The sequence below is a fragment of the Allobosea sp. NPDC055594 genome (assembly GCF_053618995.1).
The window spans coordinates 364,975-379,321 of record NZ_JBSHIO010000002.1 but is presented as its reverse complement, the minus strand read 5'-3'; the positions used below and the strand labels follow the sequence as shown (position 1 = coordinate 379,321).

General features: G+C 67.3%; 13 protein-coding genes. 9 read left to right on the top strand and 4 right to left on the bottom strand.

The features are described 5' to 3' along the window. Positions 1-12: 12 nt before the first annotated feature. From ACWGRX_RS05790 to ACWGRX_RS05780, 3 genes are all read left to right on the top strand, one after another. A complete protein-coding gene (locus ACWGRX_RS05790) occupies positions 13-564 on the top strand; it encodes a TetR/AcrR family transcriptional regulator (RefSeq protein WP_452116757.1) in 552 nt (183 codons plus the stop codon). A gap of 87 nt (positions 565-651) precedes the next feature. Continuing rightward, a complete protein-coding gene (locus ACWGRX_RS05785; protein WP_452116756.1) occupies positions 652-2,973 on the top strand; it encodes a putative bifunctional diguanylate cyclase/phosphodiesterase in 2,322 nt (773 codons plus the stop codon). A gap of 75 nt (positions 2,974-3,048) precedes the next feature. Then, a complete protein-coding gene (locus ACWGRX_RS05780) occupies positions 3,049-4,092 on the top strand; it encodes a histone deacetylase family protein (RefSeq protein WP_452116755.1) in 1,044 nt (347 codons plus the stop codon). Between the two features lie 222 nt (positions 4,093-4,314). Here the strand turns inward: ACWGRX_RS05780 and msrA are convergent, their stop codons facing one another. Next, positions 4,315-4,821 carry a peptide-methionine (S)-S-oxide reductase MsrA gene (gene msrA / locus ACWGRX_RS05775; RefSeq protein WP_452116754.1) on the bottom strand — a complete coding sequence of 169 codons (507 nt, stop codon included), beginning with the start codon at positions 4,819-4,821 and terminating at the stop codon, positions 4,315-4,317. 177 nt (positions 4,822-4,998) lie between these two features. Continuing rightward, the gene (locus tag ACWGRX_RS05770; RefSeq protein WP_452116753.1) at positions 4,999-6,555 is read right to left on the bottom strand and encodes an acetolactate synthase large subunit; all 1,557 of its coding nucleotides are present in this window, start codon (positions 6,553-6,555) and stop codon (positions 4,999-5,001) included. A 233-nt stretch (positions 6,556-6,788) separates the two neighbouring features. On the opposite strand from ACWGRX_RS05770, the gene ACWGRX_RS05765 reads away from it, so the two are divergent. The 5 genes from ACWGRX_RS05765 to ACWGRX_RS05745 all read left to right on the top strand — a co-directional run bounded on the left by ACWGRX_RS05765 (position 6,789) and on the right by ACWGRX_RS05745 (position 11,251). Next, on the top strand, positions 6,789-7,751 hold the full coding sequence (locus ACWGRX_RS05765; protein ID WP_452116752.1) for an ABC transporter substrate-binding protein: 963 nt from the start codon (positions 6,789-6,791) through the stop codon (positions 7,749-7,751). After that, entirely contained in the window at positions 7,748-8,263 is a 516-nt protein-coding gene (locus tag ACWGRX_RS05760; protein ID WP_452116751.1) for a mismatch-specific DNA-glycosylase, read from the top strand. The genes ACWGRX_RS05765 and ACWGRX_RS05760 overlap by 4 nt, the downstream gene beginning before the upstream one ends. A gap of 2 nt (positions 8,264-8,265) precedes the next feature. Further along, positions 8,266-9,039, top strand: coding sequence for an ABC transporter permease (locus ACWGRX_RS05755; RefSeq protein WP_452116750.1), 774 nt, complete (start codon positions 8,266-8,268; stop codon positions 9,037-9,039). After that, complete coding sequence (locus ACWGRX_RS05750) at positions 9,036-9,821, top strand: ABC transporter ATP-binding protein (protein WP_452116749.1); 786 nt, start codon at positions 9,036-9,038, stop codon at positions 9,819-9,821. The genes ACWGRX_RS05755 and ACWGRX_RS05750 overlap by 4 nt, the downstream gene beginning before the upstream one ends. Before the next feature lie 215 nt (positions 9,822-10,036). Continuing rightward, complete coding sequence (locus ACWGRX_RS05745; protein WP_452116748.1) at positions 10,037-11,251, top strand: class I SAM-dependent methyltransferase; 1,215 nt, start codon at positions 10,037-10,039, stop codon at positions 11,249-11,251. Here ACWGRX_RS05745 and ACWGRX_RS05740 read toward each other — a convergent pair. Next, positions 11,209-12,366, bottom strand: coding sequence for a citrate synthase family protein (locus ACWGRX_RS05740; protein WP_452116747.1), 1,158 nt, complete (start codon positions 12,364-12,366; stop codon positions 11,209-11,211). The genes ACWGRX_RS05745 and ACWGRX_RS05740 overlap by 43 nt on opposite strands. 101 nt (positions 12,367-12,467) lie before the next feature. Here ACWGRX_RS05740 and ACWGRX_RS05735 point away from each other — a divergent pair, with 101 nt between their 5' ends. Beyond that, positions 12,468-13,544: a citrate synthase/methylcitrate synthase gene (locus ACWGRX_RS05735; protein WP_452116746.1), complete on the top strand. Its 1,077-nt coding sequence runs from the start codon at positions 12,468-12,470 to the stop codon at positions 13,542-13,544. A 142-nt stretch (positions 13,545-13,686) separates the two neighbouring features. On the opposite strand, the gene ACWGRX_RS05730 is transcribed toward ACWGRX_RS05735, so the two are convergent. Further along, entirely contained in the window at positions 13,687-14,265 is a 579-nt protein-coding gene (locus ACWGRX_RS05730) for a HutD/Ves family protein (RefSeq protein WP_452116745.1), read from the bottom strand. Between the last annotated feature and the right edge of the window lie 82 nt (positions 14,266-14,347).

Here is a 14,347-nt window from a genome sequence, read left to right as displayed (position 1 = left end):
CTGATCCTCGACATGGCGGCGCGCCTGCTGCGTTCCGGCGGGTATCACCAGACGAGCTTGCGCGAGATCGCCGAGGCCGTCGGCATCCGCAAGGCGAGCCTCTATCACCACTTCGCGTCGAAGGAGGAACTCGTCGAAGCGGTGGTCAATGACGGCGTCCGCTTCGTCCATGAGGCGGTAGCCGCGGCGCTGGCAGCAGCGGCCTCGGCGGGGCCGCACCAGCGGCTCGAGGCGGCGATCGCGGCCCATCTCGCTGCGCTGCATGGCCATGGCGACTATACCAGCGCAGCGATCAAGGTCTTCACCTTCGGCAGCGGCCCGGTGCCGGAGAGCGTGCGCCTGTCGCGCCGGCTCTATGAGGATGTCTGGCGCGGCCTCCTCGCCGAATTGCGGGAGGCCGGAGCGATCGCGCCCGGCCGCTCGCCCGATGCGCTGCGCCTCTTCCTGCTCGGCGCCTTGAACGGATCGATCGACTGGTACCGGCCCGAGCGTTTCGATATCGGCGCGCTCTCTCGCGAATTCGCGGCATTGGTCGCGCCCAACGGCGTCGACACCGCGGAATAGCGTCGGTTCCTGCCATTTCCGACAGTTTTCGTTGAAGGCGTCGCCTCGCCTTAACCTTGCCTTGAGATTCGCCGACGACGATGCCGCATGGCGCGCGACAACCTGTTTCGATTCGGTGGCGAGTTTCTCGATTCCGCCCGCGAGGCGGTGTTTCGGCAGGCCCGCCTGGCGGAAACGCTGCGGCAAGGTCGTCTGATCTTTCTGGTTTCGGCGGTCCTCAACACGCTGTTCCTGGTCAGCGACTGGCGCTTCCACGGTACCTCGCATTTCTTCGTCGCGGTCCCGGCACGGCTCGTCGTGGTCGCCGCTTCGCTGCTTTGCTATGGGCTGGTGCGCAAGGCGACGCGCTTCGAGGAGGCGCAGAGGATCCTGATCGGCTGGGAGGTCGCGACCGCGCTGGCCGTGGCGCTGCTGGTCTCCTCGCGCAGCGATCTGGCGCTCTTTGTCGTGATGATGCTGCCCTCGATCTTCTATCTGGTCGCGCCAACCGCCTTTCGCTGGACGATGACGCTGGGGGTCGGCTGCAGTGCCCTGATGCTTGCCGGCTATCTCGGCCGGGGCCCGTTTCCGACGACCTTGCCGGGGCTGGTTCTCGTCCTGGTCATGCTGAATTTCGCGCTCGGGCTGGTGGTGATCCATGGCAACCGCCTGCGCCGGCTCGAATGGACGGCGACCCAGGCCGAGCGCGAGGCCAAGGATGCGCTCAGCGTCAGCCAGGCGATGATCGAGCGTCTGTTCATGGCGGTGCCGATCCCGCTGGTGGTCGCCTCCCGTGAGGACGGACGCTTCCTGCGCAGCAATGATGCGGCGAAGCGCTATTTCGGCCGTGAGCAGCTTGCCACGGCACGGGTCTCGGACATCCTGTTCGTGGAGCGCGACCGGCGCGAGATCCTGGACAGGCTGGAGCTGCAGGACCAGATCTCCGGCTACGAGGCGCAGATGCGGGACGGCGCGGGGGCCCGGCGCGATGTCCTGATCACCGCGACCGGCGTGCCGATCGATGGTGGGCTCGCCGTGGTCGCGGGCATCGTCGACATCACCGATCGCAAGGCGGCGGAGGCCCGCGCCAGGTGGCAGGCGACGCATGACGACCTGACAGGCCTGCCGAACCGCCTGCTCTTCCAGGAGCGTCTGCAGCAGGCGCTCGACATCATGGCCGAGACAGGCGGCACGGTCAGCCTGTTCCTGATCGATCTCGACGACTTCAAATCGGTCAACGATACGCTCGGCCATGATGCCGGCGACGAATTGCTCTTCCAGGCGGCGGCACGGCTCGCCGGCGCGCTCGGCCCGGCCGACATGGTCGCCCGCCTCGGTGGCGACGAATTCGTCGTACTCTCGCAGCAGACGCTTGATGTCGCCGGCGCGCACCTCAAGGCCGAGGCCCTGCTCGAGGCGCTGCGCGAGCCCTGCGAACATGCCGGGCAGATGATCAGCCCCCGCGCCAGCCTGGGCATAGCGCTCGCGCCGGAGCATGACCGCGATGGCGGGGAGCTGATGAAGGATGCCGATCTCGCACTTTATCGGGCCAAGGCCAATGGCCGCAATATCGCGGTTGTCTACGAGCCCGCGATGCGGGCTGCGATGACCCGGCGGGTCGCGATCTGCCGCGATCTGGCGCAGGCCCTCCGGGAAGACCGTATCTTGCCCTTCTACCAGCCGCAGGTAGGGCTCGCGGACGGCAAGGTCGCGGGCTTCGAGGCGCTGGCGCGCTGGCGCCACCCGCAGCGCGGCATCATCCCGGCCGCCGCCTTCCAGGAGGGCTTCCAGGATGTCGAAATCGCCGCCGGGATCGGCGATGCGATCGTCGCCGCGGTCCTGCGCGACCTGCGCGATTGGCTCGATGCCGGACTCGAGCCTGGCATCGTCTCGGTGAACCTCTCTGCCGGTATCTTCCGTGATCCGGGGCTACCGGAACGCCTGCTCGGCAAGCTCGCGGCCGCAGGCGTGCCTGCACGCTGCTTCGGCATCGAGGTCACGGAAAGCGTCTTGCTGGCCCGCAGCGCCGGCGAGGCCGAGCGCACCTTGCGAGCGCTGCGTGCCGCGGGGCTGCATGTCTCGCTCGACGATTTCGGCACCGGCTACGCCTCGCTCACCCATCTCAAGCGCTTTCCCGTCGATACGATCAAGCTCGACCGCAGCTTCGTCGGCCAGGTCGAGGAGGAGGGCGACGATGCGGCGATCGTCCGGGCGATGATCGCCCTTGCCACCGATCTCGGCCTCGGCATCGTCGCCGAAGGCGTCGAGACGGCGGGGCAGGAGGCCTTTCTGCGTCGCCATGGCTGCGCGCAGGCGCAGGGCTACCGCTATGCCCGGCCGGTCGCAGCGGCCCGGGTCCCTGCGCTCCTGCAGCAATCGAGCCTGCTTCCGAAGCTCTCCGCCATGCGTGACGACAGCGCCGCAGCCTGAGTCAGCGCGCTGGCGGCGTCGTGCTTTTCATGGCCGTATGGGGCTCGTCCGAGTTCCGAAGCGAGTCGAATCCGTATGCGCGCCTTCTATCATCCCGAGCAATCGCTCCACGATCCCCAGCAATATATGCGCTTCGGCCGTGTCGTCCCGCCGAAGGATCTGCCGGAGCGGACCGAAAAGCTGCTGGCAGCGCTGGCGCGCCACGGCGTCGCCCCGGAGACGCCGCAGCAGCACGGCACGGCACCGATCCTGGCCGTCCATGACGAAGGCTTCATCCAGTTCCTGGAGACGGCCTGGGCGCGCTGGCAGGAACTGCCGGCCGAACGCGGTCCGGAAGTCTGGCCGGCGACCTTCCCCTATTGGAGCGGCAAGCCGGACGAGGACAAGCGCCCGCCCTGCCGCCCGACCGGCTTCCTCGGCCAGCTCGGCTGGTATCTCGGCGATCTCTCGGTGCCGATCGGCGAGCATTGCTGGCTCTCGACCCTGCGCTCGACCGAGACCGCCGTGTCCGCCGCCGACGCGGTGCTCGCCGGTGAGCGTGCCGTCTATGCGCTGTGCCGCCCGTCCGGCCATCATGCCCGGGCCGACCGCTCCAGCGGCTTCTGCTACCTCAACAACTCGGCGATCGCCGCGCAGCGCCTACGCAGCCGCTTCGGCAAGGTCGCGATCCTCGATGTCGACGCCCATCATGGCGACGGCACCCAGCAGATCTTCTATCGCCGCGACGACGTGCTGACCGTCTCGATCCATGCCGACCCGTCGAACTACTACCCGTTCTTCACCGGCTATGACGATGAGCGCGGCAACGGGCCGGGCGAGGGCTTCAACCTCAACCTGCCTCTCGTCCATGGCGCCGCCGGGCCGGAAATGGAAGCTGCCATCGACCGGGCCGGGCGGGCGATCCGCGACTTCGGCGCCGAGGCGCTGGTCCTGGCACTCGGCTACGACGCCCATAAGGACGATCCGATCGGCGTGCTGAAGCTCGATGCCGCCGACTTCGGCGGCATCGGCCGCCAGGTCAAGGCGATGGGGCTGCCGACCCTGGTGGTGCAGGAGGGCGGCTATGCAATCGAGGCGATCGGCGATTGCCTTGATGCGTTTCTGGGCGGGTTCAAATAGCGGCTGCCTTCTCCCCCCTACGGGCGGAGAAGGTCCCGGCTGGGGATGAGGGCGCCCTGACCAGGTGAAACGAGAAAAGGGCCGCTTGTGCGACCCTTTTCTCATCCGTCAGCGCTAGACGCTGCCACCTTGTCCCGCCGCATGCCGGACGTTTCCGACATGCGCATCCAAAAGTGCCAATCTCGGGCGAACCCTAGATTGGTGGGGAGAAGGTCGATTTCGCTACTCCGCGGCCTCGCGGCGCGGCAGCACCCAGTCCGGCCGGACCCAGTGGCAGGTATAGCCAGCCGGGTAGCGTTCCAGATAGTCCTGATGCTCCGGCTCGGCCTCCCAGAAATCCCCTTCGGGCTTCACCTCTGTGACGACCTTGCCCGGCCAGCGGCCGGAGCTGTTGACCGCAGCGATCACCTCCTCGGCGATCTGCTTCTGCGTCTCGTCGACATAGTAGATCCCCGAGCGATAGCTGGTGCCGAGGTCGTTGCCCTGGCGGTTCAGCGTCGTCGGGTCGTGGATCTGGAAGAAGAACTCGACCAGCTGCCGGTAACCGATCCTGGCGGGGTCGAAGACGATCTCGATGCCCTCGGCATGGCTGCCGTGATTGCGATAGGTCGCATTCTTCACATCGCCGCCGGTGTAGCCGACACGGGTCGTCTCGACGCCGGGGAGCTTGCGGATCAGGTCCTGCATGCCCCAGAAGCAGCCGCCTGCGAGTACAGCACGTTCCGTCATGTCAAACCTCCTTGCTGCCGCCGAGATAAGCATCGGCAAGCGAATTCGCCATGGCGCGCGTCATGTCGCTGTCTTGGTTTTCCCATGGCAACCCTGATCGCTTGAAGAGGCCGTCGGGGGACGGCCTCTTGCATCGCGGTTGAGCCAAGGCTCTGCGGCGGCGAGGAGCCTGAGAGCTCAGATCACCGCCTCGATCAGGAACGGGCCTTTCCGCGACAATGCGCCCTTGAACAGCCTGGTGAACTCCTCGGCCGTGGTGGCGCGCCCGGCCTCGACGCCCATGCTCTTCGCCATCGCCACCCAGTCGAGCGCCGGCTGGTCGAGATTGAGCATTTGCGTGGCGTTCTTGCCGAAATCATTGACGCCGACGGCGCGCATCTCGCCATGCAGGATCGCATAGGTCCGGTTGGCGAAGATCACGGTGACGACGTCGAGATTCTCGCGGGCCTGCGTCCACAGGCCCTGGACCGTATACATCCCGGAGCCGTCGGCCTGCATGCCGATGACCTTGCGGTCCGGGCAGGCGACCGCCGCGCCGATCGCCAGCGGGATGCCTTCGCCGATGGCGCCGCCGGTGAGCTGGATATAGTCGTGCTGCGGCGCGTGATGGCACTGCGCATAGAACATCCGGCCCGACGAGATCGATTCGTCGCAGATGATGCTGTTCTCGGGCAGCAGGGTCGAGACGATGGTGCAGACCTTGTCGGCGTCGAGCGCGCCGGTCGGGAGCGCTCCGTTCGCGGCAGCCGGTTCGGCGATGAAGGCCGGCGCCACGGCGCGGGCTGATAATTCGTCAGCCAGCGCCTCGATCGCGCCGGGCAGGTCGTCGCCGGGCGCCGCCAGCGTCTCGACCGCGCAGCCGTCATGGATCAGCCGGCCCGGTTTGCCGGGATAGGCGAAGAAGCCGACCGGCACCTGCGCGCCGACCAGCACCAAAAGGTCGACGTTCTCAAGCTGCTTCAGCGCCATGTCGATCGGGTAGGGCACCTTCGGCAAAGCGACGCGGCCGGCGCCGCGCTCGATGCGCCCGTTCGACATCTGGCCGAAGACGCGCGCGCCGGTTGCGGCGCAGATCCGCGCGGCCATCTCCATCGGTCCCTCGCGCAGCGCGAGGCCGGTCATCATCAGCGCGGCGCGCGAGCCGTGCTTGCGCAGCAGCGCCGCGATCTCGCGCACCCGCGCCGGATCGGCGCTCTTCAGGGTGGGAACTTTGGTCGGCGCGAGCGTCGCCGGCTCGACGCTGCCCCAGGCGCAATCGGCCGGCAGGATCACCGTGGTGACGCCGGGCAGGGAGAGCGAGGCGGCATAGGCCTCGCCGATCGCCGGGCCGACATCCTCGGGACTCTCGATGCGCCGGACGAAATGCGACATCGGCCAGGCCAGCCCCTCTATGTCGCTGGTCAGCGGCGCGTCATGCTGGAGATGATAGGTCGCGTGGTCGCCGACGACGTTGATCATCGGGGTCCGGGCGCGCTTGGCGTTGTGCATGTTGGCGAGGGCATTCGCCATGCCCGGCCCGCAATGCAGCAGGGTCGCAGCCGGCTTGTCGGCCATGCGGGCATAGCCGTCGGCGGCGCCGGTCACCACGCCCTCGAACAGGCCGAGCACGCAGCGCATCTGCGGCTTGCGGTCGAGCGCCGCGACGAAGTGCATTTCGGAGGTGCCGGGATTGGCGAAGCAGACGTCGACGCCGTTGATGAGGAGAGTGTCGCAGAGGCGATCGGCGCCGTTCATTCGGGAAACCTCGTCCATTTGGCGCTGCGCGCCGGGGATGTGAGGGGATGAAATATCCCCCCTGCTGTCAAACAAGAGAAATTCATTGCCTCCCCCAGCGTCGTTGATGCCGGCTTGACTGATTTGCATAGGCATTTAACTTGCCTTGGAACAAAGCTTGCATCGTGCCACGACGAGGCTGTGTTCAGCTCCGCCGCGCGAGGCCGGCGCAGATAATCGGGGAAGGGTTTCGAATGACGGGTACGAAGCGTATCGGAGCGGTTGCGGGCCTCGGGCTCGCGGCGCTCCTGACGGCGGGCGGCGCCGAGGCGCAGACCAAGCTGACGATCGGCATGTCCGGCTGGACCGGTTTCGCGCCGCTGACGCTGGCCAAGGAAGCCGGCATCTTCGCGAAGAACGGCCTCGACGTGACGATCAAGAAGATCCCGCAGAAGGACCGTCACCTCGCCATCGCTTCGGGCGATATCCAGTGCGCCGCGACCACGGTCGAGACCTGGATCGTCTGGGACGCCGCCGGCATCAAGACCAAGCAGATCTTCCAGCTCGACAAGAGCTATGGCGCAGACGGCATGGCGGTGCGCTCGTCGACGGGCTCGATCAAGGATCTCAAGGGCAAGACGGTCGCCGCCTCGGCGCCGGGAACCTCGCCCTATTTCGCCCTTGCCTGGTTCCTCAAGGAGAACGGCATGTCGGTGAAGGACGTCAAGGTCGTCAACATGGAGCCGGGTCCGGCGGCCCAGGCCTTCATCGCCGGCCAGAACGACGCGGCGATGACCTATGAGCCCTATCTCTCAGCGGTACGCGAGAAGCCCGATTCCGGCAAGATCATCGCCACCACGCTCGACTACCCGATGGTGATGGACACTTTCGGCTGCACGCCGAAATTCCTGAGCGAGAACGACGCTGCCGCACAGGCGCTGACCAAGAGCTATTTCGAAGCGCTCGAGATGATCAAGGCCGAGAAGGACAAGGCTTATGGCATCATGGGCGCCGACGTGAAGCAGTCGGGTGAGCAGTTCGGCAAGTCGGCGGGCTTCCTGCGCTGGTCGGATGCCGAGGGCAACAAGAAGTTCTTCTCCGGCGACTGGCAGGCCTTCACCAACAAGGCGGCCGACCTCCTGCTCGAGATCGGCCTGATCAAGACGAAGCCCGACATCAACACGCTGGTCGAGACGAAATACGTCGCCGGCAAGTGAGCGATGAAGTCCTGCCGGATGTGCTGACTGCCGGCTTGCGTGTCGTGTTCTGCGGCACGCAGGCCGGGACGGCTTCCGCCCGGCGGGGCGCCTACTATGCCGGACCCGGCAACAAGTTCTGGAAAACCCTGTTCGAGACCGGGCTGATTCCTCAGCCGCTTGGCCCGGCGGATTTCCCGGATCTGCTGCGATACGGCATCGGCTTCACCGATGTCGTGAAGGAGACCTCCGGGCCCGACGCGGCATTGATGCGCCAGCATTTCGACATCGCCGGTTTCCTGGGCAAGCTTCGTCTGCACGCGCCGGCGGTCGTCGCTTTCAATGGCAAGCGTGCTGCTCAGGCTGCGCTGGGAGAGGAGAGGGGACTTAAGCTCGCCTATGGTCTCCAGCCATCCCTCCTTGTAGGAAGCCGCGTCTTCATTCTGCCTTCCACCTCCGGCGCTGCATCCGGCTTCTGGTCCATCGAGCCCTGGCACGAACTCGCGGCACTCGTGAAAGAAACGAACTCCTGACGATGAAACCCCTCCAGCCGGTCTCCGGCGGCGTCCGCATCGGCTACGGCGTCGCCTTCTTCGCGCTTTTCGTCGCCTTCTGGTCGGTCGCGACCTTCGGCGGCTTTGTCCAGAAGCTCTTCCTCGCCGATCCGCTGACCATGGTCGCGGAGGGCTGGAACCTGCTCACCGTCCACGGCTTCATGTTCGATATCGGCATGACGATCTGGCGCGTGCTCGGCGGCTTCGTCCTTGCCGTTCTGGTGGCGCTGCCGCTCGGCATCCTGATGGGCGCCTACAAGCCGGTCGAGGCCTTCCTCGAGCCCTTCGTTTCCTTTGCGCGCTATCTGCCGGCCTCGGCTTTCATTCCGCTGCTGATCCTCTGGGCCGGCATAGGCGAGACCCAGAAGCTGCTCGTGATCTTCATCGGCTCGGTCTTCCAGCTGATCCTGATGATTGCGGTCGCGGTCGGCGGGGTCCGGCGCGATCTGGTCGACGCCGCCTATACGCTGGGGGCCAGCGACGCCTCGGTGGTGCGCCGGGTGCTGCTGCCCAATGCCGCTCCCGAGATCGCCGAGATCTTCCGCCTCGTGCTCGGCTGGGCCTGGACCTATGTCATCGTCGCCGAGCTGATCGGCTCTTCCTCCGGCATCGGCCACATGATCGTCGACAGCCAGGCGCTGCTGAACACCGGGCAGATCATCTTCGGCATCATCGTCATCGGCCTGATCGGCCTGATCTCCGATTTCCTGTTCAAGGCGGTCAACCAGCGCCTGTTTCCGTGGGCGCAGGCATGAGCAAGCTTCTGATCGACCAGGTCGGCAAGGTCTTCCCGGCGCGCGGCAAGGGCCAGCCGACGCGCGCGCTGATGCCGACTTCGCTCACCGTCGCCGACAACGACTTCATCACCATTCTTGGCCCCTCCGGCTGCGGGAAGTCGACCCTGCTGCGTATCATCGGCGGGCTGGAGACGGCGAGCGAGGGCAAGATCCTGCTCGACGGTGCGCCGGTCACCGGGCCGGGAGCCGATCGCGGCTTCGTCTTCCAGAGCTACACGCTCTTTCCCTGGCTGACCGTGGTCGAGAACATCGCCTTCGGCCTGCGCGAGAAGGGCGTTTCCGAGCGCGAGCGCCTCGATCTGGCGCGCGGCTGGGCCGAGCGCGTCGGGCTCTCCGGCTTCGTGAACCATTTCCCGAAGCAGCTTTCCGGCGGCATGCAGCAGCGCACCGCGATCGCAAGGGCGCTGGCCAACGATCCAAAAATCCTGCTGCTCGACGAGCCCTTCGGCGCGCTCGACAACCAGACCCGCGCTTTGATGCAGGAAATGCTGCTCGGCATCTGGGAGCGCGAGCAGAAGACCGTGCTCTTCGTCACCCACGACATCGAGGAAGCGATCTTCGTCGGCTCGCGCGTGGTGGTGATGAGCGCGAGGCCCGGCCGGATCAAGGCCGACATCACCGTAGACCTGCCGCATCCGCGCCCCTACACCATCAAGACCACGCCGGACTTCGTCGCGCTCAAGGAGCGGCTGGTCGAGGAGATTCGCGTCGAGGCCGTGCTGGCTGCCGAGGGACATTGAGGCGGGCGCCGCGGCGGCACCGTCCTGCGCTTGCGGAGGCGGAGCGCCCGGCGGCTCTGGCGACAGGCGAAGTGCGCCCCCATCTTTCCTGCAAATGGGGCTGACCGCCGCGATATGCGGTCCGGGTAGAGCGGAATTGCATTGGCACATCTGCCGCAAGGCCGGGCGTCATTGCCATTCTAGGCTGCAAAGGGGCACTGCCATGAGGTGGGGCCATGCGCGCACTGATTGCAAGGATGCTGTCCCGGCTGGTCCGGGAGCCCAGGATTGACGTCGTCTTCGCCGATGGATCGCTGCATTCGGCCGGGTCGGGCCCGATCGCGGCCGTCAGGTTGCGGATCGCCGATCGCGAGACCGAATGGCGGCTCGCGCTCGATCCCGAGCTCGCCCTGGGCGAGGCGGTGATGGATGGCCGCGTCATCGTCGAGCGCGGTTCGGTCTATCAATTGCTCGAGGCTCTGGTCTGCGGGCTGTCGCGCCAGCCACCCTCGGCCTGGGCCCGGGCGCTGGGGCGGCTGCGGACCTCGGTCCGCCGCATCAAGCAGCACAACACGCCGGCCTGGGCGCGCAGCAACGTCCATCATCACTACGATCTCAAGCGCGCCTTCTTCGAGCTCTTCCTCGACGCCGATCAGCAATATTCCTGTGCCTTCTTCGAGTGGACCGATGCCACGCTGGAGGAAGCGCAAGAGGCCAAGAAGCGCCGGATCGCCGCCAAGCTCGCCTTGAAGCCCGGCCAGCGCGTCCTCGACATCGGCAGCGGCTGGGGCGGGCTTGGCCTCAGCATCGCTCGCCAGACCGGCGGCCACGTCACCGGCATCACCCTGTCGGAGGAGCAGTTCGCGCGTTCCAGTGAGCGAGCCGCCGAATCCGGCCTGCCGGTCGAGTTCCGCCTCCAGGACTATCGCGACGTGAAGGAGCGCTTCGACCGCGTCGTCTCGGTCGGCATGTTCGAGCATGTCGGTGTCGGCTACTATCGCGATTACTTCCGCAAGATTTCGGAACTGCTCGTCGATGATGGTGTCGCGCTGATCCATACGATCGGGCGCGCCACGCCGCCGGGTGCGACCAACCCCTTCATCGCCAAGCACATCTTCCCCGGCGGCTATATCCCGGCTCTGTCGGAGATATCGGCCGCCGTCGAGAAGGAAGGGCTGGTCATCACCGATGTCGAGGTGCTGCGCCTGCATTACGCCCAGACACTGAAGGCCTGGCGCGAGCGCTTTCTGGCGCGCCGCGGCGAGGCTGTCGCAATGTATGACGAGCGCTTCGCCCGGATGTGGGAGTTCTACCTCGCGGCCTCGGAGGCGAGCTTCCGCTATGACGGGCTGGTGGTCTTCCAGCTCCAGCTCGCCAAGCGCCTCGACACCCTGCCGATGACACGCGACTACATGGCGCCGGTCGCAGCGGCGGGAGCCGGGCCGACATAGCGGGCACGCGGCCGGATCAGTCTTCCGGTCTCGTTCTGCTCCAGTGCATGGGCGAGCCAGCCGGTGCAGCGGGCGGCGGCGAAGATCTGGAAGGGCGCATCCGGCCGTAGTTCGAACCGCGCGGCGAGCGCCGCCAGCGCGAAATCGATGTTCGGCTCCTCGCCCGTCAGCGCACCGATGGCGGCCTGCGCCTGCGCATAGCCCGGCGGTGCCTCGAAGGCTGCGAGCAGCGCCCGCGCTCTGGGATCGCCGTCGGAATAGAGCGGGTGGCCGAAGCCCGGCAGCCCCGCGCCGGTTTCCAGTCGCGCGGCCACGGTCGCCTCCAGCCCGTCGCGTTCAATGTCCCGCATCAGCGCCAGCACGCGCGGTGCGACGCCGCCATGCAGGGGGCCGGAGAGCGCGGCGAGACCGGCCATGGCGCAGGCGGCGAGCGAGGCGCCGGTCGAGGCGGTGACGCGGGCCGCAAAGGTCGAGGCGTTGAGCTCATGGTCGGCGAGCAGCACCAGCGCCCGCCGGATCGGCTCGGCGCCCTCCGCTTCGCAGCCCCAGGCGCGCGCCAGCCTCGCATGGATCGGCCCTGCGCCCGGCCCGCCGGCGATGGCGTCGACCAGCGCGTCGAGCACGGCGGCAGCTTCGAGATAGAGCGCCTTCTTGGCGCGGCCGGCCATCGGCCGGTCGCTCGCGGCTCGTGCGGCGATGACCGCGAAGACCCGCGCCAGCGGCTCGCCCGGCGGCACGAGCGTCGCCAAAGGGGGGAAGCGCTGCGTGCCGCAATCCCAGAGCAGGCGCGCGATATCCTCCAGCCTGGCGCTCTCGGCGAGGCGCACCGCATCCTGCCCGCGATACCAGAGCCCGCCGCGCTCGATCGTGGTGATGCCGGAGGCGAGTACCGGCTCGCCATAGGCGATCGTGTCCTCGGCGATCGCGGCCGGGCGGCGGCCGCGTGCCTTGCGGTGCTCCAGCCGGGCGATATCCTCCGCCCGGTAGAGGCTGCGGCGCGAATCTTCGCTGTCGTCGCGCGCTTCGATCAACCCGCGGCTGACATAGGCATAGAGCGTCTGTGGCTTCAGGCGCAGACGCGCCATCGCCTCCTGCGCTGTCAGCCAGTCCTGCATGCTCTGCCTCTCACCGATATATATTGATTATATTGTTCAAGATTGATTGCTGCAATGCGGGAGGCGATCTTCGCGGTTACTGTTCCCGAGGAGTTTCCGATATGTCCGATGGTCTCGATGACGTCGTCGCCGCTCATACCGTGCTCTCGGAAGTCGACGGTGCCGCCGGCCGCTTGGTGATCCGCGGCCACAGCCTCGCCGAGCTCGCCGGCCGAACCAGCTTCGAGGAAATGGCGGTGCTGATGTTCGACGGCCTGCTGCCCGGCCTGCCGCAGGGGCGCGCGCTGCCGGCGGCGCTTGGCCGTGCCCGTGTAGATCTCTTTGGCATCGTCGAGCGCACCGCGCTGTCGGAGGATCTCGGGCCGGTCGAGGCCATTCGCGCCTGGACGGCGCAGATTGCCGATGGCGAGGACGCCGAGACCGCACTGAAACTGCTCGCCGCGCCCGCCGTCTTCACCGCTGCTGCCGTGCGCAAGCAGCGTGGGCTTGCCTCGATCGCCCCTGATCCAACCTTGTCGCAGGCGGCCGACACGTTGCGCATGCTGCGCGGCGAGGTGCCGACGATGGCGCAGGCCGCGGCGCTCGACAGCTACCTCGTCACCGTCGCCGACCACGGCCTCAATGCCTCGACCTTCGCTGCGCGCGTCGTCGCCTCGACCCGGGCCGGGCTGGTCTCGGCGGTGCTGGCCGGGATCAGTGCCCTGAAGGGGCCGCTGCACGGCGGCGCGCCGGGGCCGGTGATCGAGATGCTCGACGCTATCGGCGAGCCCGCAAATGCCCGTCCCTGGCTGGAGGCAGCATTGGATCGTGGCGAGCGCCTGATGGGCTTCGGTCATCGCATCTATCGCGTCCGCGATCCGCGCGCCGATGCGCTGAAGCAGGCGATTGCCCGGCTCGGCGCCGATGCGGGACGCCTGCGCCATGCCGAGGCGGTCGAGCAGGCGGCGGTCGCCATCCTGCGCGAGCGCAAGCCGGGACGTTCGCTCGAGACCAATGTCGAGTTCTACACGGCGCTGCTGCTCGAGGCGCTCGGTTTCCCGCCGGAAGCCTTCACCTGCGTCTTCGCCCTCGGCCGCACCACAGGCTGGCTCGCCCATGCCCGCGAGCAGATCGAGACCGGCCGCCTGATCCGGCCGCAATCGGTCTATGTCGGTCCGCAGCCGAGGCAGGCGGCCTGAATGTCACGCGCGGGATCCCCTCTCCTGTAAGGAGAGGGGTAGGGGTGAGGTGTAGGCCGCCCGACCAGTTGCGTGAGCGTCGAACGCAGATAGGTTGAGGCTCGCGATATAGCTCCCGAACACCTCACCCTGCCCTCTCCTTTCAGGAGAGGGTTCCCCGCGCTTCCATCGTCAGCCAAACCGCATAAAGCTCAGCCTCGCAGCCGCTTACCGTAAGCTCGACCCGCCCCGGCGCATCCAGCACCACGCTGTCGCCAGCGGGCAGCGCCGCGCCGTTCACCTGCCAATCGCCCTTGCGCGCGATCAGCACGAGCAGGCCCTCGGCTGCGCTGAGCGAGCCTGCGCCGGACAAGCGTTCGACCCGGTGCTGCCAGCGGCCGTGCCGGCTCATCACGTTGAGATCGTCGATCGGCCCATCGACCAGCAGCCCCTCGACCGCCCGGTCGGCGGCGAAAGGGCAGGGCGCGCTGGCGCGATCGAGCCGGACACGCTCGCCATCGTCGAAGGCGAGCATGATGCCGGCCCCGGTCAGCACCGACAAGGTCCGGTCGATGCCGGGAAAGGACGAGAACGGCCCGTCCTGCCCGACATGGGCCATGCTGATACGCCAGTCGAAATCATCGAGCGAGGCGCCGTCCGGCGCCACCGCGATCTCGGTCGTCGTCCCGCCACCATTCTTCCACGGCATGACTAGGCAGTCGGCGGCGCGGATGATGCGCATGGAACGATCCTTCGAATTCAAGCGGCCACCCTTGTCATTCCGGGGCGCCCGAAGGGCGAACCCGGAACCCACGACGGGGTAC

Excerpts from the sequence above, each read along its gene's own strand:
- ACWGRX_RS05790 (WP_452116757.1), top strand. The coding sequence starts at position 13 with ATGGCGGCGCGCCTGCTGCGTTCCGGCGGGTATCACCAGACGAGCTTG.
- ACWGRX_RS05785 (WP_452116756.1), top strand. The coding sequence starts at position 652 with ATGGCGCGCGACAACCTGTTTCGATTCGGTGGCGAGTTTCTCGATTCC.
- ACWGRX_RS05780 (WP_452116755.1), top strand. The coding sequence starts at position 3,049 with ATGCGCGCCTTCTATCATCCCGAGCAATCGCTCCACGATCCCCAGCAA.
- msrA (WP_452116754.1), bottom strand. The coding sequence starts at position 4,821 with ATGACGGAACGTGCTGTACTCGCAGGCGGCTGCTTCTGGGGCATGCAG.
- ACWGRX_RS05770 (WP_452116753.1), bottom strand. The coding sequence starts at position 6,555 with ATGAACGGCGCCGATCGCCTCTGCGACACTCTCCTCATCAACGGCGTC.
- ACWGRX_RS05765 (WP_452116752.1), top strand. The coding sequence starts at position 6,789 with ATGACGGGTACGAAGCGTATCGGAGCGGTTGCGGGCCTCGGGCTCGCG.
- ACWGRX_RS05755 (WP_452116750.1), top strand. The coding sequence starts at position 8,266 with ATGAAACCCCTCCAGCCGGTCTCCGGCGGCGTCCGCATCGGCTACGGC.
- ACWGRX_RS05750 (WP_452116749.1), top strand. The coding sequence starts at position 9,036 with ATGAGCAAGCTTCTGATCGACCAGGTCGGCAAGGTCTTCCCGGCGCGC.
- ACWGRX_RS05745 (WP_452116748.1), top strand. The coding sequence starts at position 10,037 with ATGCGCGCACTGATTGCAAGGATGCTGTCCCGGCTGGTCCGGGAGCCC.
- ACWGRX_RS05740 (WP_452116747.1), bottom strand. The coding sequence starts at position 12,366 with ATGCAGGACTGGCTGACAGCGCAGGAGGCGATGGCGCGTCTGCGCCTG.
- ACWGRX_RS05735 (WP_452116746.1), top strand. The coding sequence starts at position 12,468 with ATGTCCGATGGTCTCGATGACGTCGTCGCCGCTCATACCGTGCTCTCG.
- ACWGRX_RS05730 (WP_452116745.1), bottom strand. The coding sequence starts at position 14,265 with ATGCGCATCATCCGCGCCGCCGACTGCCTAGTCATGCCGTGGAAGAAT.